This is a genomic window from Polaromonas sp. 39-63-25 (assembly GCF_002278925.1).
Classification (GTDB): domain Bacteria; phylum Pseudomonadota; class Gammaproteobacteria; order Burkholderiales; family Burkholderiaceae_C; genus Polaromonas.
The window spans coordinates 421,544-445,095 of sequence record NZ_NCJH01000001.1 but is presented as its reverse complement, the minus strand read 5'-3'; the positions used below and the strand labels follow the sequence as shown (position 1 = coordinate 445,095).

24 protein-coding genes and 2 tRNA genes are annotated in these 23,552 nt (G+C 63.8%); 10 read left to right on the top strand and 16 right to left on the bottom strand.

What is annotated here, in order from left to right:
* The 5 genes from B7X65_RS02125 to B7X65_RS02105 all read left to right on the top strand — a co-directional run bounded on the left by B7X65_RS02125 (position 1) and on the right by B7X65_RS02105 (position 3,880).
* The gene (locus B7X65_RS02125) at positions 1 to 1,101 is read left to right on the top strand and encodes a tartrate dehydrogenase (RefSeq protein WP_293592330.1); all 1,101 of its coding nucleotides are present in this window, start codon (positions 1 to 3) and stop codon (positions 1,099 to 1,101) included.
* A 267-nt stretch (positions 1,102 to 1,368) separates the two neighbouring features.
* Positions 1,369 to 1,641: an HU family DNA-binding protein gene (locus B7X65_RS02120; protein WP_026779519.1), complete on the top strand. Its 273-nt coding sequence runs from the start codon at positions 1,369 to 1,371 to the stop codon at positions 1,639 to 1,641.
* A 25-nt stretch (positions 1,642 to 1,666) separates the two neighbouring features.
* Positions 1,667 to 1,742, top strand: a tRNA-Val gene (locus B7X65_RS02115).
* A 97-nt stretch (positions 1,743 to 1,839) separates the two neighbouring features.
* Positions 1,840 to 3,750, top strand: coding sequence for a SurA N-terminal domain-containing protein (locus B7X65_RS02110; RefSeq protein WP_293592329.1), 1,911 nt, complete (start codon positions 1,840 to 1,842; stop codon positions 3,748 to 3,750).
* A gap of 54 nt (positions 3,751 to 3,804) precedes the next feature.
* Positions 3,805 to 3,880 (top strand) — tRNA-His (locus tag B7X65_RS02105).
* A gap of 62 nt (positions 3,881 to 3,942) precedes the next feature.
* Here the strand turns inward: B7X65_RS02105 and B7X65_RS02100 are convergent.
* Together B7X65_RS02100 and B7X65_RS02095 are read right to left on the bottom strand one after the other, a co-directional pair.
* A complete protein-coding gene (locus B7X65_RS02100) occupies positions 3,943 to 4,377 on the bottom strand; it encodes a response regulator (RefSeq protein ID WP_293592328.1) in 435 nt (144 codons plus the stop codon).
* Between the two features lie 144 nt (positions 4,378 to 4,521).
* Positions 4,522 to 5,496, bottom strand: coding sequence for an NADPH:quinone oxidoreductase family protein (locus tag B7X65_RS02095; RefSeq protein ID WP_293592327.1), 975 nt, complete (start codon positions 5,494 to 5,496; stop codon positions 4,522 to 4,524).
* A gap of 107 nt (positions 5,497 to 5,603) precedes the next feature.
* On the opposite strand from B7X65_RS02095, the gene surE reads away from it, so the two are divergent.
* The 3 genes from surE (at position 5,604) to B7X65_RS02080 (ending at position 8,311) form a co-directional block, all read left to right on the top strand.
* The gene (gene surE / locus B7X65_RS02090; protein ID WP_293592326.1) at positions 5,604 to 6,428 is read left to right on the top strand and encodes a 5'/3'-nucleotidase SurE; all 825 of its coding nucleotides are present in this window, start codon (positions 5,604 to 5,606) and stop codon (positions 6,426 to 6,428) included.
* Positions 6,425 to 7,297 (top strand): protein-L-isoaspartate(D-aspartate) O-methyltransferase, encoded by an 873-nt coding sequence (locus B7X65_RS02085; RefSeq protein ID WP_293592325.1) that lies wholly within the window; start codon positions 6,425 to 6,427, stop codon positions 7,295 to 7,297. Before surE ends, B7X65_RS02085 begins: the two co-directional genes overlap by 4 nt.
* Before the next feature lie 114 nt (positions 7,298 to 7,411).
* Positions 7,412 to 8,311 (top strand): peptidoglycan DD-metalloendopeptidase family protein, encoded by a 900-nt coding sequence (locus B7X65_RS02080; RefSeq protein WP_293592324.1) that lies wholly within the window; start codon positions 7,412 to 7,414, stop codon positions 8,309 to 8,311.
* A 118-nt stretch (positions 8,312 to 8,429) separates the two neighbouring features.
* Here B7X65_RS02080 and B7X65_RS02075 read toward each other — a convergent pair whose 3' ends face one another.
* A complete protein-coding gene (locus B7X65_RS02075) occupies positions 8,430 to 8,855 on the bottom strand; it encodes a VOC family protein (RefSeq protein WP_293592323.1) in 426 nt (141 codons plus the stop codon).
* Positions 8,856 to 9,082: 227 nt separating this feature from the next.
* Here B7X65_RS02075 and rlmD point away from each other — a divergent pair, with 227 nt between their 5' ends.
* Entirely contained in the window at positions 9,083 to 10,579 is a 1,497-nt protein-coding gene (gene rlmD, locus B7X65_RS02070) for a 23S rRNA (uracil(1939)-C(5))-methyltransferase RlmD (RefSeq protein WP_293592322.1), read from the top strand.
* Positions 10,580 to 10,645: 66 nt separating this feature from the next.
* Here rlmD and nirK read toward each other — a convergent pair whose 3' ends face one another.
* Positions 10,646 to 12,136 (bottom strand): copper-containing nitrite reductase, encoded by a 1,491-nt coding sequence (gene nirK / locus B7X65_RS02065; RefSeq protein WP_293592321.1) that lies wholly within the window; start codon positions 12,134 to 12,136, stop codon positions 10,646 to 10,648.
* Between the two features lie 309 nt (positions 12,137 to 12,445).
* Positions 12,446 to 13,135, bottom strand: a complete 690-nt coding sequence (locus tag B7X65_RS02060) for a Bax inhibitor-1/YccA family protein (RefSeq protein WP_293592320.1) — start codon at positions 13,133 to 13,135, stop codon at positions 12,446 to 12,448.
* Between the two features lie 194 nt (positions 13,136 to 13,329).
* On the opposite strand from B7X65_RS02060, the gene B7X65_RS02055 reads away from it, so the two are divergent.
* Positions 13,330 to 13,737: a heme-binding protein gene (locus B7X65_RS02055; protein ID WP_293592319.1), complete on the top strand. Its 408-nt coding sequence runs from the start codon at positions 13,330 to 13,332 to the stop codon at positions 13,735 to 13,737.
* 219 nt (positions 13,738 to 13,956) lie between these two features.
* On the opposite strand, the gene B7X65_RS02050 is transcribed toward B7X65_RS02055, so the two are convergent.
* The 11 genes from B7X65_RS02050 to B7X65_RS02000 all read right to left on the bottom strand — a co-directional run bounded on the left by B7X65_RS02050 (position 13,957) and on the right by B7X65_RS02000 (position 23,542).
* Complete coding sequence (locus B7X65_RS02050) at positions 13,957 to 14,151, bottom strand: hemin uptake protein HemP (protein ID WP_293592318.1); 195 nt, start codon at positions 14,149 to 14,151, stop codon at positions 13,957 to 13,959.
* Positions 14,152 to 14,346: 195 nt separating this feature from the next.
* Positions 14,347 to 14,760, bottom strand: a complete 414-nt coding sequence (locus B7X65_RS02045; RefSeq protein WP_293592317.1) for a biopolymer transporter ExbD — start codon at positions 14,758 to 14,760, stop codon at positions 14,347 to 14,349.
* A gap of 19 nt (positions 14,761 to 14,779) precedes the next feature.
* Positions 14,780 to 15,493: a MotA/TolQ/ExbB proton channel family protein gene (locus B7X65_RS02040; protein ID WP_293592316.1), complete on the bottom strand. Its 714-nt coding sequence runs from the start codon at positions 15,491 to 15,493 to the stop codon at positions 14,780 to 14,782.
* A gap of 3 nt (positions 15,494 to 15,496) precedes the next feature.
* Complete coding sequence (locus B7X65_RS02035; RefSeq protein ID WP_293592315.1) at positions 15,497 to 16,156, bottom strand: energy transducer TonB; 660 nt, start codon at positions 16,154 to 16,156, stop codon at positions 15,497 to 15,499.
* Between the two features lie 162 nt (positions 16,157 to 16,318).
* On the bottom strand, positions 16,319 to 16,576 hold the full coding sequence (locus tag B7X65_RS02030; RefSeq protein WP_293592314.1) for a (2Fe-2S)-binding protein: 258 nt from the start codon (positions 16,574 to 16,576) through the stop codon (positions 16,319 to 16,321).
* Positions 16,577 to 16,666: 90 nt separating this feature from the next.
* Complete coding sequence (locus tag B7X65_RS02025) at positions 16,667 to 17,800, bottom strand: alpha-hydroxy acid oxidase (protein ID WP_293592313.1); 1,134 nt, start codon at positions 17,798 to 17,800, stop codon at positions 16,667 to 16,669.
* Complete coding sequence (locus B7X65_RS02020; RefSeq protein ID WP_293592312.1) at positions 17,797 to 18,480, bottom strand: Fe2+-dependent dioxygenase; 684 nt, start codon at positions 18,478 to 18,480, stop codon at positions 17,797 to 17,799. The genes B7X65_RS02025 and B7X65_RS02020 overlap by 4 nt, the downstream gene beginning before the upstream one ends.
* A 42-nt stretch (positions 18,481 to 18,522) precedes the next feature.
* Positions 18,523 to 20,652: a TonB-dependent siderophore receptor gene (locus tag B7X65_RS02015; RefSeq protein ID WP_293592450.1), complete on the bottom strand. Its 2,130-nt coding sequence runs from the start codon at positions 20,650 to 20,652 to the stop codon at positions 18,523 to 18,525.
* A 351-nt stretch (positions 20,653 to 21,003) separates the two neighbouring features.
* A complete protein-coding gene (locus B7X65_RS02010; protein ID WP_293592311.1) occupies positions 21,004 to 21,294 on the bottom strand; it encodes a DUF6587 family protein in 291 nt (96 codons plus the stop codon).
* Positions 21,294 to 23,249 (bottom strand): ferrous iron transport protein B, encoded by a 1,956-nt coding sequence (gene feoB, locus B7X65_RS02005; protein ID WP_293592310.1) that lies wholly within the window; start codon positions 23,247 to 23,249, stop codon positions 21,294 to 21,296. Before feoB ends, B7X65_RS02010 begins: the two co-directional genes overlap by 1 nt.
* Positions 23,246 to 23,542, bottom strand: a complete 297-nt coding sequence (locus B7X65_RS02000) for a FeoA family protein (RefSeq protein ID WP_293592309.1) — start codon at positions 23,540 to 23,542, stop codon at positions 23,246 to 23,248. Before B7X65_RS02000 ends, feoB begins: the two co-directional genes overlap by 4 nt.
* Between the last annotated feature and the right edge of the window lie 10 nt (positions 23,543 to 23,552).

Sequence of the window (23,552 nt, the reverse complement as noted above, 5' to 3'; positions counted from 1 at the left end):
ATGAGCAAGACCACCGGAAAGAAAAGAATTGCAGTCATCGCCGGCGACGGCATTGGCAAGGAAGTGATGCCTGAAGGCATTCGCGTGATGGAGGCGGCTGCGGTCAAGTTCGGCATAGCCCTGCAGTTTGATCATTTCGATTTTTCGAGCTGGGACTACTTCGAGAAACACGGCAAGATGCTGCCCGACGACTGGAAAGACCAGATCGGCGGACATGATGCGATTTATTTCGGCGCGGTGGGCTGGCCCGACAAGATTGCCGACCACGTGTCCCTGTGGGGATCGCTGCTGCTGTTTCGCCGCGAGTTCGATCAGTACATCAACCTGCGGCCCGCGCGCCTGATGCCCGGCATCATCGCTCCCGTCGTGCGGCGCGATGGCTCGGCCCGCGCGCCCGGTGAAATTGATTTTTACATCGTGCGTGAAAACACCGAAGGCGAGTACTCGAGCATTGGCGGCAAGGCTTTTCCCGGAACGGACCGCGAGTTTGTGCTGCAGGAGTCGGTGTTCACGCGCATCGGCGTGGACCGCGTGCTCAAGTTCGCCTTCGAACTGGCGCAATCGCGTCCGAAGAAACACCTGACCAGCGCGACCAAGTCCAACGGCATCTCCATTTCCATGCCTTACTGGGATGAACGTGTCGTCGAAATGGCCAAGGGGTATCCGGGCATCAAGCTCGACAAGTTCCACATCGACATCCTGACGGCGCATTTTGTCCAGCGTCCTGATTTCTTTGATGTGGTGGTTGCCAGCAATCTGTTCGGCGACATCCTGAGCGATCTCGGCCCTGCGTGCACCGGCACCATCGGCATCGCCCCCAGCGCCAACCTCAATCCCGAGCGGAAGTTTCCTTCGCTGTTCGAACCGGTGCATGGCTCGGCGCCGGACATTGCGGGCCGTGCCATCGCAAACCCGATCGGGCAGATCTGGTGCGGTGCCATGATGCTGGAGTTCCTGGGGCACAAGGATGCGCATGATGCGGTGCTTGCCGCGATTGAAAAAGTCCTGGCTCCCCACAGTGGTGCGCCGCGCACGCCCGACCTGGGAGGCACGGCCAGCACGGCCGATGTGGGCAAGGCCATTGCGGCGGCGCTGGCTTGAAGCGCGCGGTGCAGTCTGCGGCAGACTGCCCCTCAAATGCAGGGTGTGCTTACGAATAGGGCATGAAAGCGTGAAAAATAAGGCTAGAATCCGCCACCGCACGTTGTAAAAATCTGATGTTGTATTGACACGATGGGAGTCCATGGCTCTAATTGGAATCAGCAGACGATCTGCACATGCCGCCTCCCGCTGCCATCTTTGTGACAGGTGTCCAGGGGAGATATCCAAGAGACAACCAGATTAACTTTCAACAACGAGGGGCTCCTTGTGAACAAGACTGAACTGATCGAGCACATTGCCAAGAACGCTGACATTTCCAAAGCTGCCGCCACGCGCGCGCTGGAGTCAACCATTGGCGCTGTCAAATCAACCCTGAAAAAAGGAGGCTCCGTGTCTCTGGTGGGTTTTGGCACTTTCGCAGTGGGCAAACGTGCTGCCCGCACCGGCCGCAACCCGCGTACCGGGGATGCGATTAAAATCAAGGCAGCCAAGGTGCCCAAGTTCCGTCCTGGCAAAGCGCTCAAGGACGCTCTGAACTGATGGGCATGAAGTAAAAGTTGAGGTGGGGTGCTTAGCTCAGTTGGTAGAGCAGCGCCCTTACACGGCGTAGGTCGGCGGTTCGAGCCCGTCAGCACCCACCACCGACTGGACAAAAAGGCGAACAGATGTTCGCCTTTTTTATTGATGGCTTGACGCAAGTTTTAAATGGCCGATTGACAGCCGCACAGGAAATTCGAGATGTTTGATTTCATTCGCAAGCACACCAAGGTCACGATGGCATTGCTGTTTTTGCTGATTGTTCCGTCCTTCATATTGGTCGGCATGAACAACAACGGTCCCACCGCTGGCGCTGGCGGCGTTGTTGCCGTCGTCGATGGCAAGGACATCACGCAGCCCGAATGGGATGCGGCGCACCAGAACGAAGTGAGCCGCCTCAGCGCATCGATGCCGACGCTCGATGTCAAGCTGCTGGACTCGCCCGAAGCGCGTTACGGCACGCTGGAACGCCTGGTGCGCGATCGCGTGCTGGCGGCCGCGGCGGCGAAGAGCGGCCTGGTGGTTGCGGACCAGAAATTGCAGAGGCTGTATGCCGAGGACAAGGCCATCGCCGCCTTCAGGCTGCCGGACGGGAAGTTTGACCGCGCGGGCTTCATCGCACAAACGGGCATGGCGCCGGAGCAGTACGAAGCGGGCCTGCGCGCCGACCTGGCCTCGCGGCAGGTCATGCTGGGTGTCTCCGGCACGGGCTTTGCCTCGAAGGCCGTGGCGGACGTTTCACTCAACGCTTTTTTCGAGAAGCGCGAGGCGCAGGTGGCACGTTTCAACACGGCCGACTATGCGGCCAAGGTGAACCCCAGCGATGTAGACCTGGAGCAGTTCTACAAGGACAACCAGGCTTTGTTTCAGGCGCCCGAAGAAGCCAACATCGAATACGTGGTGCTGGATCTCGACGCCGTGAAAAAAGGCATCACGGTCAATGAAGTCGACCTGAAGACTTATTTCGAACAGAACGCGCCGCAACTCGCTGGCACTGAAGAGCGCCGCGCCAGTCACATCCTGGTCGAGGCGCCAGCCTCCGCACCCGCGGCTGACCGCGAAAAAGCCAAGGCGAAAGCAGAGCAGCTGCTCGCGGCCGCCAGGAAAGCGCCGGACACGTTCGCCGAGCTGGCCCGCAAAAACTCGCAGGACACCGGTTCTGCCGCAGCCGGCGGCGACCTGGACTTCTTCGCGCGCAATGCCATGGTCAAGCCTTTCGCCGATGCCGCGTTTGCAATGAAGAAGGGCGACATCAGCGAGGTGGTGGAAACCGAGTTCGGCTACCACATCATCAAACTGACCGACGTCAAGGTCCCCAAACAGAAGACCTACGAAGAGATGAAACCCGCGCTGGAAGCGGAACTCAGGCAGCAGCAGGCGCAGAAGAAATTTGCCGAGACGGCAGAAACCTTCAGCAACGCGGTGTACGAGCAGTCTGACACCCTGCGCCCGATCGCCGAGCGCCTCAAGCTCGAGGTCAAGACCGCGGCCAAGCTGACGCGTACCCCGGTGGCGGGCGCGACCGGCGTGCTGGCCAACCCGAAGTTCCTGGCGGCCCTGTTCTCGCCCGATTCGGTGGAAAAAAAGCGCAACACCGAAGCCCTGGAAGCCGGCCCCAGCCAGCTGGTGTCTGGCCGCATCACCCAGTACACCCCGGCCCGGACGCTGCCGATTGCAGAGGTCAAGGACCGCGTGCGCGCCCGCCTGCAGCAGCAGCGCGGCGCCGAGATGGCCCGCAAGGACGGTGCCGAAAAACTTGCGGCCTGGAAAGCCAGCCCTGCAGCCGCCACTTTCCCTGCAGCGGTGGTGATCTCGCGCGACCAGACGCAGCAGTTGCCTGCGGCAGTTGTCAGCGCCGCACTCAGCGCAGACGCAGGTGCTGCGCCCGCCTTGGTGGGCGTGGACCTGGGCGCGCAGGGCTACGCCATTGTCCGGGTGACCAAGGTACTGCCGCGCCCGGCTCAGGCCGCCGACATCGCCAAGCAGGACCAGGCCCAGTACACCCAGTGGTGGACTTCCGCGGAAAGCCTGGCGTACTACAACATCCTGAAAGAGCGTTTCAAGGCCGACATCAAGGTGGCCAGGCCGGCCGAACAGAAAGCGGGCGCATAAAGCAGAGCGTGCGGCGCATAAGGCGCGCAGTTCCCGCTATAATGTGAGGCTTCGGTGGCTGTAGCTCAGTTGGTAGAGTCCAGGATTGTGATTCCTGTTGTCGTGGGTTCGAGCCCCATCAGCCACCCCAGTATTTCAAGAAAAAAGCCCCTTTGCAGGGGCTTTTTTCTTTGGGCGAAACGCAAGCGTGGTTCAGGCGCTCAAGGGGGCCAGACCAGACAGGCGCCAGTATTCCCTGACTTCCTCGAGCCTGGCTTCAAAGTCGCGAAAATCGAGCGGCTTGCTGACGTAGCTGTTGAGTCCGCCTTTCAGGGCCAGAATCGCTTCGGACTGCTCGCTCGCCGAGGTCAGCATGACCACCGGGACAAAAAAAGTACGGGGATCTTCACGCATGCTCTGCAGCACCTGCAGGCCGTTCAGTTTGGGCAGGCCGAGGTCCAGCAGGACGAGTTCGGGCTGTTCGTCGGGGTTGCGGTCGCTGTAGGGGCCCTGGCAGAACAGGTAGTCCAGGGCTTCCTGACCGTCGCGGGCCACCACGATGTGGTGGGATGCCCCGTTTTCCTCGAGGATGGTCAGGGTCAGTTCAAGGTGATCGGGATTGTCTTCCACCACCAGCAAGGTTGGCATGCCCATTCGCTCCCCCGATTGCTAAGGAACTGTCAATATACCCCCAAAGTACGCGATGTCCGGGGAGGTATTTCCTCGATTGCTGTGCAAAAGTTCCACGTTTGGGCCCCCCGGGGTCTCCGTGGGGACCGAGTGGGTCTCTGCTCAGTTCACCATCACCAGTTTGCCCTTGACGCCGCGCGAGCCCATGTGGGCGTACGCCGCCTTGAGTTCGGCCATGGGCATGGTGCGGTCGATGACCGGCTTGATCTTGCCTTGCGCATACCACTGCGCCAGTTCGGCCATGGCGGCCGCACTGGCCTTCGGCTCGTTTTTGGCAAAGCCGCCCCAGAACACGCCGACGATGGACGCCCCCTTGAGCAGGGTCAGGTTCAGTGGCAATGAGGGGATGGGGCCGGACGCAAAACCCACCACCAGGTAGCGGCCGCGCCAGGCAATGGAGCGAAAGGCCGGCTCTGCAAAATCACCGCCCACGGGGTCGTAAATCACGTCGGGGCCCTTGCCGTCGGTCAGCGTCTTGATGGCCTCGCGCAGGTTCTCCGTGCTGTAGTTGATGGTGGCATCGGCGCCTATGGATTTGCACAGCGCGCATTTTTCGTCGGTGGAGGCAGCCGCAATCACTTTGGCGCCCATGGCCTTGGCGATCTGGATGGCCGAGGTGCCGACGCCGCCGGCCGCGCCCAGCACCAGCACGGTTTCACCGGCCTTGAGCTGTGCGCGGTCCACCAGCGCGTGGTGCGAGGTGGCGTAAATCATGATGAAGGCTGCGGCATCAACATACGGAAAGCCGTCCGGCAGCGGCATGCACAGGGCTGCCGGCGCGATGGTATGGGTGCCGAAACCGCCGGTGCCGGAGAGACAGGCCACGTTCTGGCCGACCTTCAGGTGTTTGACACCTTCACCCACGGCCTCGACCACACCGGCGTATTCGGAGCCGGGCACAAAGGGCAGCGGCGGCTTGATCTGGTACTTGTTCTGCACGATCAGCAGGTCCGGGAAGTTCAGGCTGGCCGCCTTGATGGCGATACGCACCTCGCCGGCTTTGGGCTCGGGGGTGGGCAGTTCTTTCCAGGTCAGGGCGTCAACGCCGGTGGGGTCTTCACAAAGCCAGGCATGCATGGGGAGTCTCCGTTGGGGATCAAGTGGACCCATCATAGGCAGGTTGCGGGACCAAATAGACGCGGCATGGTCCCGGTTTGTCACCCTTGAGACCTTAAAATCGGCTCATGAAAATCCTGATCTGTAACGACGACGGCTACCAGGCCTCCGGCATCATCGCCCTGTACGAGGCCCTGAAGGACATTGCCGACGTGGAGGTCGTTGCACCCGAGCAGAACAACAGCGCCAAATCGAACGCGCTGACCCTGCATTCGCCGATGTACGTGCAGACGGCAGCCAACGGGTTTCGCTACATCAACGGCACGCCGGCCGACTGTGTGCATATTGCGCTGACCGGGCTGCTCGGTTACCGGCCCGACCTGGTGGTCTCGGGCATCAACAACGGTGCCAACATGGGCGACGACACGATTTATTCGGGCACTGTCGGGGCCGCCATGGAAGGTTATCTTTTTGGCATTCCCTCGATTGCGTTTTCACAGACCGAAAAGGGCTGGGCCCATATCGACGTGGCCGGGCGGCGCGCGCGCGATCTGGTGCAGCAGCTGATGCCTTCGCTCGAGAAGATCAGCGAAGGCGCGCAGCCGACGCTGGCGCCCTGGCTGCTCAATGTGAACATTCCCAACCTGCCGGACGCGCAGCTCCAGGGCTACAAGGTCTGCCGCCTGGGCCGGCGCCACGCGGCCGAGCGCGTGATCACCCAGACCAGTCCGCGCGGCGAAACCATGTACTGGATAGGCGGTGCCGGCGCGGCCAAGGAAGAGGGCGAGGGCACGGACTTTTTTGCCACCCGGCACGGCTTTGTTTCGATCACGCCGCTGCAGGTCGACCTGACGGACCATGAGCGGCTGCCCTACTGGGCGCAGACGGCCGCCCAGCTGAGCCAGGCCGTCCGCAGCGGTGCGGTGGCTGAACCCGCCCAGGCGGCGGCATGAAGTCCCCGCTGAAGCCTTCCTTCAAGCCGACCGCTGCGGCGGCCAATGCGGCCGGCGTTACGCCGGCCCGGCGGCCGGGCTTTCCGGTGCGTCTCGAGCCCGATGCCGGCACGCCATCTGCTACCAAAAAGATAGCTGGCCGCGCCCATCCGGAAAGGGATTCAGGCATTTTTGACTCCAAAAAACCGGCCAAGACCGTGCTGACGAGCGGTGTCGGTCTGGACTCCAGGGCGGTGCGTACGCGCATGGTCAGCAAGTTGGCGGCACAGGGCATCTCGGACGCCCAGGTGCTCGCCGCCATGGGCCATGTCGAGCGCCACCGCTTTGTCGACACGGCGCTGGTCAACCAGGCTTATGAAGACACCAGCCTGCCGATCGGGCTGGGCCAGACGATTTCCAAGCCCAATGTGGTGGCCCGCATGCTCGAGCTGCTGCGCCAGGGCGCTGGCGGCACCGACGGCAAGCTGGGCCGCGTGCTGGAAATCGGCACCGGCTGCGGCTACCAGGCGGCATTGCTGGGACAGCTCGCCGCCGAGGTCTACAGCATCGAGCGCCTGCGCGGGCTGCACGACAAGGCGCGCGAGAATTTGCGGGCCTTTCGCCTGGCCAATGTGCACCTGCTGTTTGGTGACGGCATGGCCGGTTATGCCAAGGGCGCGCCTTACGCGGCCATCATTGCGGCGGCTGGCGGCGAGGCGATTCCCCCGGCCTGGGTCGAACAGCTCGCGGTCGGCGGGCGCCTGGTGGCGCCCATGCATGTGGCCGGCGGTGCCCAGGCGCTGGTGGTGCTTGACAGGACGGCGAACGGTGTTACACAGACTGTTCTGGAGGCCGTGCACTTTGTACCTTTAAAATCGGGAACCAGCTGAGCAGGCATGAACCCAGGTACGTTCATGGTGTCTCCCCGCGTCATGAACGCAGAATTGACAAGCAGCTTTGCAAAAAGGGTGAATCAAGCAATGAATGAACAAGCCGGATCGGCCATGACAGCGTCTTTTTCCACCGCTCCTGAAAGCCACCCCGGCGGACAGCGTGCTGGCCGTCTGCTGACGACCTGTTTTCTGGCCGCCGCAGTCCTGCTGCTGTCCGCCTGCGGAACGCGCAGCCTGAGCCGCGCGCCGGTCGAGGACCGCGGCGCCGGCATGGGGCGTGCGCCGGTGGGCGCGGTTGATCCCGCGGGCGTCAAGCAGCTGCCTGGTTTTGAGAATGCCGGCAAGCCTGGCTACTACACGGTCAAGCCGGGCGACACCCTGATCCGCATCGGGCTGGACACCGGCCAGAACTGGCGCGACATCGGGCGCTGGAGCAATCTTGAAAATCCCAACCTGATCGAAGTCGGCCAGGTGTTGCGGGTGACGCCGCCGGTCGAGAGTTCGGTGGCCGTGTCCCGGCCCGTGACGTCCGGCTCTGTCACGCCAACTGCCCCGACATCTGCCAGCAGCGCTCCGGCGACCGCGAGCGCCAGCGCCGCCAAACCGGCGGCATCGGCACCTGCCTCCGCGTCGGGCGGCGAGGACGATGTGGCCTGGATCTGGCCGGCGCAGGGTCCTGTGCTGGCCGGCTTTGACGAGGCCAAGAACAAGGGCATGGACATCGCGGGCAAAACCGGCGACCCGGTGATGGCGTCTGCCGACGGCCGCGTGGTCTACGCCGGCGCCGGCCTGCGGGGTTACGGCAACCTGATCATCCTCAAGCACAACAACACCTTCCTGACCGCCTACGCGCACAACCAGACCCTGCTGGTCAAGGAAGACCAGTCGGTGCGCAAGGGCCAGAAGATTGCCGAAATGGGCGCCAGCGACACCGACCGCGTGAAACTGCATTTTGAAATCCGCAAGCAGGGCAAGCCGGTGGATCCGGCCAAGTTTCTGCCCGCCAAATAAGCGGACCACCGCCGCGAACCAAGAAGCCCTGCATGCAGGGCTTTTTTCATGACCCGGTGGCAGCCCGTTGATGCATCAAATTGGCCGCCAGCCCTTGTTCGGCGGGCGCAAGCTGCTATCAGCTTGGTAGCGAATCCTGGCCGGTGGGGATCTCGTCATAACCGCGGCCGGTGAACTGCAACAGGTCAATGCCGTGGCCAAACGGGTCGGCCAGCCCGGCGATGCGGCCCCAGACGCGGTCTGTCACCGGCTGCTCGAGTACGACGCCGTGCTGCAGCAGCCGGCTCACGGCGGCGTCGATGTCGTCCACCACAAAGTCCAGGTGCACCGGTGTCCAGTGGCGCTGGTAGCTGCGCGTGGCGGCGCTGCCGGGCAACGGGCGGCTGCCTTCGGTTTGCAGCAGCAGGTCGATCGGGCTGCCCGCGCCCAGCAACTCGACAAAGCCGCTCTGGAAGCGCCGGCCGCAGTGCAGGCCGAGTCCTTCGGTGTAGAACGCGACGGCGCGTTCCATGTCGTTCACGTCGATGCAGATGCGTATCTCCATGAGGTCCTCCTTGTCCGTCTGTTGGCTCAGCCGAAAATGGTAACTTGGTACTGGAACCCGAAAATATCGAAACATGAAAGCGCGCCTTCGCACCCATGGCGGCGTTGCAATCCTTGCGAAGGCGTACAGCCTTCGCTGCGGCTTGCGCCTTGCCCTGGGCACGAAGTCATCACTTTCATTATGTTTCGCTACTTCCGGGCTGCAGTACAGGCCTGAGACAATGGGGGATGTCCAGAAGAAAACACCAGCAGCCGCAGCACCAGCCGGCCCCCGCGCCAACCGACTACCCGCCCGATGTGCTCACCGTCGAGTCGCTCGACATCGAAGCCCAGGGCATTGCGCACCGGGACGACGGCAAGGTGGTGTTCATCGAAGGCGCCTTGCCCTTCGAGACCGTCAGCGCGAGCGTTTACCGCAAGAAACCGAGCTTCGAGAAAGCCACGCTGATGGCGGTGCTGCACGAGTCTTCGCAGCGCGTGCGTCCGCAGTGCCCGCACTTCGGCCTGCACACCGGCGCCTGCGGCGGCTGCAAGATGCAGCACCTGCAGGTGGGCGCGCAGGTGGCCGTCAAGCAGCGTGTGCTGGAAGACAACCTCTGGCACATCGGCAAGCTCAAGGCCGACATGGTGCTCAGGCCGATTGAAGGCCCGGCCTGGAATTACCGCTACCGGGCCCGCCTGTCGGTGCGTTTTGTGCGCAAGAAGGGAGAGGTGCTGGTGGGCTTTCATGAGCGCAAGAGTGGTTATGTCGCCGACATGCGCGAGTGCCACGTGTTGCCCCGGCATGTCAGCGACCTGCTGCTGCCGCTGCGCGCGCTGATCGCCGGCATGGACGCCAAGGAAACCCTGCCGCAGATCGAGCTGGCCTGTGGCGACACGGTGACGGCCATGGTGCTGCGCCACATGGAGCCGCTGTCCGGCGGCGACCTGGACAGGCTGCGCGCTTTTGCGCTGGCCCATCCCGGCCTGCAGTGGTGGTTGCAGCCCGGCGGGCTGGAGACGGTCAGGCTGCTCGACGAGGTGAGCGATCCTTCGCAGCAGCTGGCCTACGGCCTGCCCGACTACGGCATCACCATGCCCTTCAAGCCGACCGACTTCACCCAGGTCAACCCGCAGATCAACCAGGTGCTGGTGTCGCGCGCGCTGCGCCTGCTGGGCGTGCAGGCGCACGAGCGCGTGATCGACTGGTTTTGCGGGCTCGGCAATTTCACCTTGCCGCTGGCCACCCAGGCGCGCGAGGTGCTGGGCATCGAGGGCAGCGAGGTGCTGGTCGCCCGCTCGCGCGAAAACTATGCATCAAACAAGGCCTCAGCCCAGAAGGGGCGGGCGCTGGCAGCTACCAAATTTGTAGCGCGCAACCTGTTCGAGATCAGCCCCGGCATGCTGGTCAAGGACGGCGCCGCCGACAAGTGGCTGGTCGATCCACCTCGCGAAGGTGCGTTCGAGCTGTTCAAGGCGCTGGCCGCGCTGCACCAGCAGATCGTCACGGGCGTGCCTTGTGATGACGCCGGCGGGCAACAAAACCTGCAGATCGGCGACTGGATGCCACCGCAGCGCATCGTGTATGTCAGCTGCAATCCGGCGACGCTGGCGCGTGATGCGGGCGTGCTGGTGAATGACGCGGGTTACCGCTGCACGGCGGCCGGTGTGGTCAACATGTTTCCGCACACCGCGCATGTGGAATCGATGGCCGTGTTCGAGCGGCTCCCGGCAAGCGCCGGTTAGCAGGGGGCGTAAAAAGGCTGTCCGCCATGACAGCGGACAGCCCGTCCCAAGCCGTTGACCGGCGACTCAGTGCTTGGCAACCGTCTTGCCTGTGGTGTGTGCCTTGTAGATCCCCGCGTCTGCCGCACCCGTGACTTCCAGCATGCCGACCAGGCCCTTGCCGGCCCGCGACAGCGCGTGGTCCACCAGCAGGTAGCTGCCGGGGTAGTCCACCTTGAACTCGACGATGGTGGCGCCGCCGGGTGCCACCAGTGTGGTCTGCACATCACGTTTGGGCGAGCTGATCGAGCCTTCGCTATAGACCTTGTCGAAGATTTCGCCGATCACGTGGAAGGACGAGATCTTGTTCGGGCCGCCCACGCCGAAGAAGATGCGCACGGTCTCGCCGACATGGGCGGTGAGTTTGTGCTCCCTGGTCAGCGAGCCCACCGCGCCGTTGAAGACGTAGTAGTCAGGCAACTCGGCCGCCATCTTGTCCAGGTCGAACTCCTGGTGCGTCTTGGCGCCGTGCGGGCGGGTGGTGTACATGTCGCCCTGCATCACGTAGTACTCGCGGTCCACCTTGGCCAGGCCGCCTTCAGGCTCGACCAGGATCATGCCGTACATGCCGGCCGAGATGTGCTGCGGCACCAGCGGTGTGGCGCAGTGGTACACATACAGCCCGGCGTTCAGCGCCTTGAAGGTGATGGTTTTCTCCTGGCCGGGGCCGACCTGGGTGTGTTCGCCGCCACCGTGACCGCCGGTCACTGCGTGCAGGTCGATGGAATGGATCATCTTGCTGTCGCGTGCATTGACCAGGGTCAGCTCGATGGTGTCGCCGATGCGGGCGCGCAGCATGGGGCCGGGCACCTTGCGGTCGAAGGTCCAGTAAGTGAAGCTGGTGCCGTCGTCGAGTTTGCCGGTCAGCTCGACGGTTTCCATGCGGTACTTCAGGTGCTGGGGCGCGCGGGCGCCGATCGGGGCAGGCACGGCAGCCGGGTCCATGGCCACACTCACGGCGGCCGCGTCGGCGGGCCGCATGGCGGGCGCGGTGTACAGCTCGGCACCGGGAACGCCGGTTGTCTTCGCCGCTGCTTTGGGCGCTGCGCTCGCAATGCTGGTCCCGGCCACTTCAAACACGCCTTCCATGCCGATCTGGCGATGGCCTGCAATGGTGCAGTAGTAGGTGAACTTGCCCGCCTGCGTGACGGTGAAACGCACGGTCGTGGGGCCGCTGGCGGCGTCGAATTTCTGCGACTGCACTTTCAGCTCGGGGATGGCGATGTCGTGCTGTGCACCTTCGCCGCTTTTCAGGCGGATCTCCACCGTGTCGCCCACATTGGCGTGCAGCACCGGGTTGGCCTGGCCGCGGTCGTCGATGAACACCATCTTGCCGTTGACGATGCCGGTTTCGAGCGTGTACTTCTTGACGGCGCCCTTGGCCTCCTCAGTGGCCGGGGCGCGCGATGCGCCGCTCTGCGTGGCTGCGGGCGGCGCCGCAGCCGCGCCCAGACTGGCAAGCGCCATGGCGGCAGCGAGGGCCAGCAGTGAAAAATTCCTTGAATGAGGGGTACGCATACAAACAACCTTCTTTCTTCTTTGAAGGCATCCGGATCTCTGTTGTCCGGGTGCCTGCAGACAGTGTAATTAGAAGATGTATTTGTTGTGCACCTTTATAAGGGTTAACGCGAACTCTGTTGATCCAGCGCAAGTTCGTCTGGCCGCGAGTTTTCAGTCAAATATGAATCTAATCCTTTAAATATAAGGGAAGTTTGCTATTGAATAGATAGCTTTTTGCCGGGAGGCCGCAGGCGTGCACGGAGCTGCCCCGGCGCGACAGCCCATGAAAAAAGGGCCCGAAGGCCCTTTTTTTGAATGCGAGCAAGCTCAGTCGCGCTCGCCACCCGCGATGCCCAGCAGGGCCAGCAGGGCCTGGAACACGTTGAACAGGTCCAGGTACAGGGCCAAGGTAGCGCTGATGTAGTTGGTCTCACCGCCATCGAGGATCTGCTTGAGGTCATACAGCATGTAGGCGCTGAAGATGCCGATCACGGCGACCGAGATCGCCATCATGCCGGCGGTGGAGCCGACAAACACGTTGATGATGGCGCCCACCATCACGACCAGGGCGCCGACAAACAGCCATTTGCCTATGCCGGAGATGTCGCGCTTGATGACGCTGGCCAGGGTGGCCATGACAAAAAACACGCCGGCGGTGCCACCCATGGCGGTCATGATCAGTTCGCTGCCATTCCTGAAGCCGAGGATCATGCCTATCATGCGCGAGAGCATCAGGCCCATGAAGAAGGTGAAAGCCAGCAGCACCGGCACACCGGCGGCAGAGTTCTTGGTCTTTTCGATGGCGAACATGAAGCCGAAGGCGCCGCCGAGGAAAACGATCAGGCCCAGCCCGCCGCTCAGGGAGGCGGTGATGCCCGTGGCCACGCCCACCCAGGCGCCCAGCACCGTGGGCAGCAGGCTCAGTGCCAGCAGCCAGTACGTGTTGCGCAGCACCCGGTTGCGCTGCTCGGCAGAGCCAACGTAGCCGTGGTCCAGGGTTTGAACATTGTCATTCATGCGGTCTTCTCCATAGTGGCCTGCATATGCGGGCGATTTCATTTTAGGGGACTGTGGCGGTTTTCAAGGATTAACCCTGCGCACTGCCTACTTTTTGTCAGGGTTCTCCAAGGTTTCAGGTACGCAATAGGACCCGCTGCAGCCCGCAAAGTTGCGTATGCTTGATGTTTTTCCGAAACAAAACCTGGAACACCATGAAATCAAAAACAGTGCTGGAATTCTCTGATGTGCAGGCCATCGCCGCTGCCGCCGCCGCGGAAGCGACAAAAAACAGCTGGGCGGTGACGATTGCCATCGTTGACGACGGCGGCCACCTGCTGCACCTGCAGCGCCTGGACGGCGCCGCCCCGATTTCCGCCCACATTGCACCGGCCAAGGCCCACACGGCGGCCATGGGCCGGCGCGAGAGCAAGATTTACGAAGACATGATCAACGGCGGGCGCTTCTCCTTCCTGAGCGCGCCCGACCTCAAGGGCCTGCTCGAAGGCGGCGTGCCCATCCTGAAGGATGGCCAGTGCCTGGGCGCGGTTGGCGTCAGCGGCGTGAAGTCCAGCGAAGATGCGCAGATCGCGCGTGCCGGCATGGCTGCCATCGGTCTGTAACGATTGTTTGCTATTTAATTGATAGCTGACTGCGCTGGCGGGAAAAGGGCCAGAGCCTGATTTCAATGGTAAAAGCCGACCCTCGGGTCGGCTTTTTGCATGGCGTGTGGAGAAAAAAAGCCTGGCTAATGCAACTGCCCGAAAGCGGCTGGCTGGCTGGCAAAAACGACCTGTGAGACCGTTGCCGGTCCCGGATCGTCCCACGATGAAACTTGTCGGCTATTTGGTCAGGATCAGCTTGCCCAGGCGTGTCGCCTGCAGGCGGTAAGTCGAGCCGTTGTGCACGATGTCCACGGCCTTCTGGCCGCGCAGCAGTTCGTGGCTGTCTACGGCCGCGGGGGAGGTGGCTCCCGCGTGGTCGTTGCGGCGAGACGGCAGGCTCAGGGTGGCGGAGGCAGGTTGTGCAGGGGACATGATGGTTGACCTTGGTGGACCTGATGGGTTGTCGTCATCGTAATGATAACTATTCTCAATTGAAAGTCAAGCGCCGGCCCGGATTTTTTCCTGAAAAATGCGCTGTTGGTGGCCCCGTTTGGCAGGGGCAGCGCAGAAAAAAACCTGGCGCATCACAGTGCCAGGTTGCCATGCGGGCGGCGCAGGCGCCGGCCGTCAGGGCTGGACCGGTTCGGTGATGAAGCCGATCTTGCGCAACCCGGCCTGCTGCGCGGCGGCCATGGCCTGGGCCACCCGTTCGTAGCGAACCGCCTTGTCGCCGCGGATGTGCAGCTCGGGCTGCGGCTCCTTCGCGGCCGCCGCCTGGAAGCTGGGCGCCAGCGCCGCATCCTCGACCCTGGCCTCGTTGAGGTAGTAAGCGCCGTCGGCGTCCACCGTCAGCCGCACCGTCTCGGGCTTGACGTTTTGCGCCTCGTTGGTGGCGCGCGGCAAATCGATGTTGACCGCGTGTTTCATCACCGGCACGGTGATGATGAAGATGATCAGGAGCACCAGCATCACGTCGACCAGCGGCGTCATGTTGATCTCGTTCATCACCTCGTCGGTGTCGTCCTGGGTTCCGAAGGCCATGCTGCGTGCTCCTTCTGTGTCAGGCTTTTTTCATGGGCACGACATTGGCGGGCCCGCCGCTGCTGACCCGTGCGCCGGTCACGAAGTAGGCGTGCAGGTCGTGGGCAAAACGGTTGAGCTTGTGCAGCACGCCCTTGTTGCCGCGCACCAGCGCGTTGTAGCCGAGCACCGCCGGAATGGCGACCGCCAGACCCAGCGCCGTCATGATCAGCGACTCGCCGATTGGGCCGGCCACCTTGTCGATGGTTGCCTGGCCAGCCGTGCCTATGGCCAGCAGCGCGTGGTAAATGCCCCAGACCGTGCCGAACAGGCCGATGAAGGGCGCGGTGGAGCCGACCGACGCCAGAATGGCCAGGCCCGACTGCAGGCGCGAGGTGAACTCGTCGATGGTGTTGCGCAGGCTGCGCGTGACCCAGTCGCTGACGTCCAGTGTGTCATGCAGGTGCGCTTTGGTGTTGCGGTGGTGGGCGGTGGCCTCGCGGCCTTCGATGGCCAACTGGCGGAAGGGGTTGGCCGGGTCGTTGCCCAGCCGGGCCAGGCCGGCGGCGAAGTCTTCGCTGTGCCAGAAGTCTTCCGCGCTGCGGGCAATTTTCTTGTACTTGAGCACGTCCAGGGTCTTGGTGAGGATGACGATCCAGGACACCAGCGACATGCCGATCAGCAGCAGGGCCACCGACTTGGTGACGAAGTCGCCCTGCGTCCAGACGTTCATCAGGCCAAATTGTGAATTCATGAGTTACTCCAGAACAAAATTAATCGGGGCTTTGAGCAGGAACTGGGTGTCTTCATTGACGCCCGCCCGTCGGAAAGGGGTGACCTGCGAGGCCATCACGGCATCGCGCGCGGCCCGGTCCAGGCGCTCGAAGCCGCTGGACTTGAAGACTTCGGCGCGTTTGGCGTGGCCGGAGGTGCTGTAGTAAACGGCAATGATGACCACGCCGGATTCGCCGCTGCGCTTGCTCAGCGCCGGGTAAACCGGGCGCGGTGGCCGGATGTATTCGGTTTCCCCCTGGGTGATTTCCACCAGCCGCGCCGGGGCCGGCGGCGCCGGAGGCGCGGGGGCGGGCGCCACCGGCGCCAGCACCGCGGGTGCCGGCGGCTGGGGTTCGACCACGCCGGTGGGCGCATTCGGCGCCGGCACGGGGTCCAGCACGGCCACGGGCATGGGCGGTGGCGGCAGCTTGGCCGTTTTCGGCGCGGGTTTGGGGGGCGGCGCGGGCGGCGGTGGCGCCACCTTGGGCGGCTCGATTTCGATGATGCGCGTCAGCAGCTCGGCCGGCACCACCTGTTCCACGGCCCGGCGCAGCAGGCCGTTCTGCAGCGTCCACAGCGCGGCCACGTGGAAGATGACCACGCTGGCGGCAATAACGATGTTGCGGCTGATCGGCAATCGCACGGGGCTTGTCGGAAGTGCAGGGGCGTTGGAGCCCGAAATGGCGGGAGCGTTCATCGGAAGTCTAGTGGATGCGAAGGGAGGAACGCGTGGGCGGGAACAAGGCGGGCAGAAAGCGGGCGCGCTAGCGGCGGAAAATCCACCAGAGTGGGCTGATCACCAGGATCAGGCTGCCGGCGAGGCTTGCAAAGAGGGTGAGAGAGGATTCCATGGGCTGCCTTCCGTTGGGTGGTCGGCGCGCTTGATGTGGGCCGTGGGGCAGGTGGCGCTGCATTGCGCCACCACGTCCCGGGCACACCCTTCACATTGACCGCACTGTGTGGCGACGCCGAGCTCGAACTGGATCTCGTCAAAGCCCAGGCCTGCGCGGGCGTGACGGGCGATTTCGCGGTCGGAGATTCGGCGGCAGACACAGACGATCATGGGATTGGCTTGCTGGTGGTTAAATCGATGTGTGAAGTATAAATGCGAATCGATCGCATTTGCAATAAATCCTTGATGCCCCTGAAAAAATCAGGGCATCGGATCGAAGAACAGCTCGGGCGAGGCCTGGTCCAGGGTGGCGTAGCCGCACAGCGCCATGGCAATCTCGAGCTCGTCGCGCAGCAGCCGCAGCACATGCGCCACGCCGAGCGCGCCGGCATTGGCCAGGCCGTAGACGCAGGGCCGCCCCACCAGCACGGCACGCGCACCCAGGGCGATGGCCTTGAGCACGTCCGTGCCGCGGCGTATGCCGCCATCGACCAGCAGCGGCAAATCACCCGCGACGGCCTGGGCGATGCGCGGCAGTACCGCCGCGGTAGCCGGCGTGGTGTCCAGCGTGCGCCCGCCGTGGTTGGAGACAATCAGCGCCGCCACCTGCAGCGCGGCCGCCTGGCGTGCGTCCTGTGGATGCAGCACACCCTTGAGCAGCACCGGCAACCGTGTGGTTTCCTGCAGCCATTGCACGTCCGCCCAGGTGGGCGCGTGCCCGGGCAGGCTGTCGAACAGGCTGGCGCCGGGGTGGGCGGGGGGCGGCGCGAGCTGCACCAGATTCACGGCGGAAATGCCGGCCGGCAAGCGGAAGCCCGCACGCCGCTCGCGGTCGCGCGCGCCGCTGGTAGGTGCATCCACCGTCAGGACCAGCGCTTCGTAACCGGCGCTTTCGGCGCGCTGGACCAGCTCCCGCGTGAAGCCCCGGTCGTGCTGGAGATAGAGCTGGAACCACAGCGGGCCGCGCTCGGGGTAGGCGCCGAAAGCCCGGGCCACGGTTTCCAGAGAGACGCTGGCCTGGGTGCTCAGCACCAGCCCGGCGCCCTGGGAGGCCGCCGCGTGCGCGGTGGCGATTTCCCCATCGGCATGCGCCATGCGCTGGTAAGCCACCGGCGCCACCAGCAGCGGGTGGGCCAGCGTGCGCCCCAGCAGCTCGACACATGTGTGCCCGCCGGCCAGCGGGCGCAGCACACGCGGCAGCAGGCGAAGGTTGTCCCAGGCGCTGCGGTTGGCGCGCAGCGTCCCTTCGTCCGCGGCGCCACCGCTGAAATAGGCCCAGGCCGGGTCGTCCAGCCGCGTGCGTGCAAAAGCTTCATGGTCGTCCAGCGACACCAGGCCGGCCGGCAGCGTCTCGACGGCGGGAACGGGCACGGGCATCGGTTGGGCCGGGTTCATGTGTCGGCCCACATGCGCAGCAGGTTGTGGTAGCTGCCGGTGAGCTGCACCAGGGCCGGCCCCTCGCCCTGGCGCCGCAACTGCAGCAGCGCCATGTCCATGTCGAACAGCAACTGGCGTTGCTCTGTGCTGCGCACCATGCTTTCAATCCAGAAAAAGCTGGCCAGCCGCGTGCCACGGGTCACGGGGCTGACCTGGTGGAGTGTGCTGCCGGGATAAAGCACCAGATCACCCGCGGCCAGCTTCACACGTTGTTCGCCCTGTACCTGCTGGATCAGCAGTTCTCCGCCGTCGTAGTCGCCCGGATCGGACAGGAAAACGGTGCAGGACATATCGCTGCGCACCCATTGCGATGTCGCTTTGGAGTGCAGCACGGCGCCATCGATATGGGGGCCGTAGAAATTGGCGTCGCCGCTGTAACGGTTGAACAGCGGGTTGAAGATTTTTTTCGGCAATGCCGCCGAGAAAAACAGAGGATCCCGGTTCACCGCGGCCAGGATCATGGTCTGGAGCTCTCGGGCATTCCCGCTGTCCTGGGACAGCTGCTCGTTCTGTTTTTTCGACACCGCCTGCCCCCCCGCGCTGCTGCGCCCGTCGATCCAGGGCGCGTCGCTGCCAAGCAGGCGGCGGGCGGTCTGGAGTTCATCTTGGGACAGGATGTTTTTCAGATGCAGATGCATGATCGTCACTCAGTGCGGGAGGGGGCGGTGGCAGGATGGCGCCTAGAACAGGGTTTTCAGGGTCAACTGGACAGCCCTCGGGGCGCCCGGCGCGTAGAAGCCGCGGTACAGCGAGTCTGCGTAGAGCTTGTTGCTCAGGTTGGTCACGTTGAGCTTGAGTGATGCCTTGTCGTTAAGGGTGTACTCGACCATGGCATCGACGGTCGTGAAGCTGTCGGCCAGCACATGGCGCGCGCCTTCCGGGTTTTGCTTGCCACGGTAGTTCAGGCCACCGCCAACGCGCAGCTTGGGCAGGATGCGGTAGGTGGTCCACAGGCTGGCGCTGTGCCGCGGCGTCAGCGCGGGGCGGTCGCCCTGCACCTGCGCACCGGTTCCGGCGGCGTTCCGTGCCACATTGCTCTGGTCAATCTTCGCTTCCGGAATCCAGGTGTGGTTGTAGAAGATCTCCCATTTCGGCGTGATGCTGCCGGCCAGGTTGAATTCCAGGCCGGTGGCATGACGCTTGCCGGACAGGATGTTTTGCTGGGCAGCGGTGTCCGGGTCGGTATTGCGCTCGTTGTACTTCTCGGTGCGGAACAGGGCGACGCCCAGGGAAGCACGTTTGTCAAAAAGCTCGAACTTGCCACCGAACTCCAGGTTCCGGCTTTTCTCCGGTCCGGTCTTTGCATCCTTGCTGTTCGGGTCCCCGGGGGTGAACTGGTAGGCGTCCGCCGAGGTGTTGTAAGACGTTCCCAGCGAAGCATAGTAGGAGGAGATGTCATCGGGCTGGAACAGCGCACCCACGCGCGGACTCCACAGCCCCTCGGATTGCTCATGGCTGACACCCGCATTGGTGCGGTAGGAAGCCTTGAAGTTGTCATGGCGCAAGCCGCCGACCAGCTTGAAGGTCGATGTCAGCGACATGGTGTCCTGCACGTACAGTCCCAGGTTGCGCGCCTTGAAGGTGTTGAAGGGTGGCGCTCCGCGGGTGTCCGCGCGCCAGTCGCCATCGTTGGGCGTGCCGACGGTGCTGGTCAGGTTGCTGGCGGCGCCGGCAAAATTATTGGCGCGTCTGGCATCCTCGTCGTAGATGTCCACCCCGGCGATCACGTCGTGTTTTTTACCCATCCACTCGAAGCTGTTGTTGTAGTCGCTCTGCAACTGCGTGGTTTCGCTGATGCCGATGCGCCCCTTGGGCGTGCGGGAAATGACGGTGTTCGGGTTCAGGTTGCTGAGGGTCGTGCCGGCGCCAAAGCGGATCACGCTGGCCCAGAGGTCGCGTTCATAACGGCCGTGGCGCAGCCGTGTCTTGAGCTGGCTGTTGTGGTCAAACCGATGGGTGTGGCTGAGGGTGGCGTAGGTGGCCGAGGTGTCCTGGTAGTCGCTGGCCAGGCCGTAGTAGTTTTTGGCCGGCAACGTTGGAACAATCATGCCGTCCTGCGTGAACCAGGGGTGGTTGTAGTTGGGGCGACCCTTGACTTCCAGATGGTAGAGACCGACGGAAAACTCGTCGCGCGTGCCTATGCCCCAGCGGTAAGTCGGGGCAATGCCTTTTTTGCTGACCTTGGCGCCATGGTTGTCAGCCTCGTGAACCATGGCATTGAAGCGCAGCGCGCTGTCCTCACCGGTCTTGAGGTTGAAGTCGCCGGTCAGCCGGTGCTCATTGCCTGTGCCCAAGGTGTAGGTGGCTTCGTGCTGGTCCATCAGGAAGGGCTCCTTGTTGACCTGGTTGACGATGCCGCCGGTGGAGCCCTTTCCGAACAGCATGGACGCAGAGCCTTTCAGCACTTCGACCCGGTCATTGTTGAAGGTGTCGCGTTCATACAGCGCGCCGTCACGGATGCCGTCGGTGTAGATGTCGCCCGCCTGACCCAGCGAAAAGCCGCGCAGCCGCACGTCTTCCTCACCGGTTTCACCGGCCTGAAAGGTCACCCCCGCGGTGGTACGCAGCAACTCACGGAAATCGTCGAGGTTGCGGTCATCAATCAGGCGCTCGGTCATCACCGTGACGGACTGCGGGATGTCGCGCAGGGCCTGTGTGCCCTTGCCGATGTTGGTCTGGGTCGCGCGCAGCGTGGTCTTGCCCTGCGCCTGTTCTTTCACGGTGATGGTGGAGAGCGTGTCGGCGGCGGGAGTGGTTTGTGACCAGCCGCTGACCGAAGCGGCCAGCAGCAATGCGCCCAGCGGCAGCAAGGCGTTCTCGGAGGCGGATTTCGGGGAGAAGGCGGCGGGTACGTGCGCGGCAACAGGGGTCAGGCTGCGACGGGATTTTTTGTTGCGCGCCAGGCGTGCGTGAGGGTTTGCCAAGATGGCCTCCAAGCGGGTGTCCGGCCTTGTAGCGGCAACGGACCGGGTTTCAGGAAATGGCTTGGCTGTGCTCGAAGACGTCCTGGCGGACACGAGTTGGCTGGCTGGTCAGGTCAGCTGCAAGTGTAAATTAAATGATAATGATTCGTAATAAGTTGTACGCTGAAAGCCGGTTATTTTCTGAAAGTCGCGGGCCCTGTGGCGTAAAAGCCATGGCCGGCCGGAGACGGCCGGAAATCAGCCGGGTGGCGGGCCGGGCTTGCGCGCCCAGCGGACGGGGTGGACCCGCGCGGCCTGCCCGGACGCCGGGGCGTCACTGCCGCAGCCGCTGCAGCCCGAGGCGCAGCCGGCCGCCGGTTGTTGCGCCAGCGCCTGCAGGATGCGCGAGGCCTGCAGGTGGGCAGAGCGGGCCATCAGCGCCCGTGCGGCACGCTGCTTCAGCCCGGCCGGCAGGAAAATCCAGAGGCAATAGGCGGCACACACCATGACCAGCGTGTAGACCGCCAGGGCTTCCAGCAGGTGATGCATCAGGCGGTCAGCGCCAGCACGGCGCGGTAGGTGACAAACGAGGCGGCATAGGCCAGCGCAAAGAGGTAGGCGGCCATCAGCAGCGGGTAGCGCCAGGAGTTGGTCTCGCGCTTGACCACGGCCAGGGTCGAGATGCATTGCGGCGCAAACACATACCAGGCCAGCAGCGAGTAGGCAGTGGCGGTGGACCAGCTCTGCGCAATCAGCGGGCTCAGGGCTGCAGCGGCGTCGTCACCGGCCGCCGACAGCGAATACACCGTGCCGAGGGCACCGACCGCGACTTCGCGTGCGGCCATGCCGGGCACCAGCGCAATCGAGATCTGCCAGTTGAAACCGATGGGGGCAAACACCACCTCGAGCGCCTTGCCTATCATGCCGGCGAAGCTGTACTGGATGGCCGGACCTAGCGCGCCGTCGGGCGGGCCGGGGAAGGTGGACAGAAACCACAACACCACCATCAGCGCAAAAATGATGGTGCCGACGCGGTGCATGAAAATCTCCACCCGCTGCCACAGGCCCAGCAGCAGGTTGCGCAGATTCGGCACGCGGTAGGGCGGCAGTTCCAGCATCAGCGGCTGGTAGCTGCTTTTGGCCCAGGTGCGCTTGAACACCCAGGCCACCGCCATGGCCGACACGATGCCCAGCACATACAGCGCAAACAGGGTCAGGCCCTGCAGGTTGAAGAAGCCGACTTCACGGTCCGGGATGAAGGCGCCTATCAGCAGCGCGTACAACGGCAGCCGGGCCGAGCAGGTCATCAGCGGCGCGATCATGATGGTGGCCAGTCGGTCGCGCCAGTGCGGAATGGTGCGCGTGGCCATGATGCCGGGAATCGCGCAGGCAAAACTCGACAGCAGCGGAATGAAGGCGCGGCCCGACAGGCCGACCTTGCCCATGACGTTGTCGAGCAAAAACGCGGCGCGCGGCAGGTAGCCCGAGTCTTCCAGCAGCAGGATGAAGAAAAACAAAATCACGATCTGCGGCAGGAAGACCAGCACACCACCCACGCCGGCGACGATGCCATCGACCAGCAGGCTTTGCAGCAGGCCGGGCGTCACATGGCCCTGCACAAACGAGCCGACGGCGGCGACGGCTTCCTTGATCAGGTCCATCGGCAAATTGGCCCAGGCAAACACCGCCTGAAAAATCAGGAACAGCACCGTGGACAGCAGCAGCAGGCCAGCCACCGGGTGCATCACGGCCGCGTCGATGCGGTGGTTGAAACGCTTGACCTGGCCGGCGTTGGGTACGGCGGCGGCCAGGATGGCCCGGACCTGCACCTGCAGGGCGGCCATGTCCGGTGCGCCGGATGCTCCTGTTTTGATAGCTGCTGGCGCAGAAGGGGATTGGGTTGGAGGCCTAAAAGCCTCAATATTTTGCGCCGTAAAGGCTTTCTGGGCGGCCTGCAGCAGGGCCTCACGCCCACTCTCGCCGGTCTTGCCGCGCCAGGCGGCGAACCAGGGGTTGTGCACCGCGATGGTTTCCACCACCGGCATGCCGAGGTCGGCCGACAGCCGGGCGATGTCGATCTGCAGGCCACGCGCACGCGCCACGTCCATCATGTTGAGCGCCAGCACCATGGGCCGGCCCAGCGCGCGCAACTGCAGCACCAGGCGCAGGTTCATGCGAAGGTTGGTGGCATCGACCACCGCGATGATGCCGTCGGGCCGGTTTTCACCGGCGCGCAGGCCCATCACCACGTCATGCGTGACAACTTCGTCGGTGGTCGCCGGGTTCAGGCTGTAGGCGCCCGGCAGGTCCATCACGGCCAGCTCGCGGCCGTCGGGCAGGCGCGCGCGGCCTTCCTTGCGTTCGACCGTCACGCCGGCGTAGTTGGCGACTTTCTGGCGCGCGCCGGTCAGCAGGTTGAAAAGGGCGGTCTTGCCGCAGTTGGGGTTGCCCACCAGGGCGATGCGCAGTGGTCCTGCTACGGCACTGGAAACTGCGGCGTTCATGCCTTCACCTGGATGCAGCTGGCCTCATGGCGGCGCAGCGCAAACACCGTGTCGCCGACCTGGACCGCGATCGGTTCGCGACCGCCCGGGCCGCGCCGCAACACGCTGATGGTTTCGCCGGGCATGAAGCCGAGTTCGCTCAGCCGTTGCAGCACCTGGGATTGCGCATCGCCGCCTTCGGCTTCCCGCAGGCTGATGATGGTGGTTATCCGGTTGGGGGGCAGATCGACCAGGGACAGGGTATTCCCCGCCATGGCGGGGGCGGAAAAGGTGGAGCTTACGGCGAGATTCATGAGCTGTTTC